Here is a 418-nt window from a genome sequence, read left to right as displayed (position 1 = left end):
ACCTTAACAATGACAGTTACAGGAACAGGAGCAGGGTGTACAGGAAGTACGCCAAGTGATACTGTAGTAGTAACGTTAAGTCCAGCACCAACAGCACCAACAGCGAGTGCGCAATCATTCTGTGATAACGACAGTCCAACCGTTGCAGATTTAGTAGCGACAGGAACAGGAACAATTGTATGGTATACAGATGCTGGATTGACTACAGTAGCAAATTCAGGAGATGCTTTAGCAGCAGGAACTTATTATGTAACTCAGAACGATGGTACATGTGAGAGTAATGCAACTTCGGTAGCAGTAAATGTAACAGGTATTGGTATATGTACCGACACCGATGGTGATGGAATCGCAGATGTAGATGATGCAGATGATGACAATGATGGAATTGCAGATGTAGATGAGGGATCAGGCTTAAATG

At 43.3% G+C, this 418-nt stretch carries 1 protein-coding gene; it reads left to right on the top strand.

Annotated elements, in window-relative coordinates; genetic code table 11:
- Positions 1–9: 9 nt before the first annotated feature.
- A partial coding sequence (locus H3Z83_RS12835; protein ID WP_449649456.1) for an Ig-like domain-containing protein occupies positions 10–418 on the top strand: 409 nt, incomplete at its 3' end.

Source organism: Tenacibaculum pelagium, assembly GCF_014062345.1.
Lineage (GTDB): Bacteria > Bacteroidota > Bacteroidia > Flavobacteriales > Flavobacteriaceae > Polaribacter > Polaribacter pelagius.
This window is presented reverse-complemented; position numbering and strand designations above follow the sequence as displayed.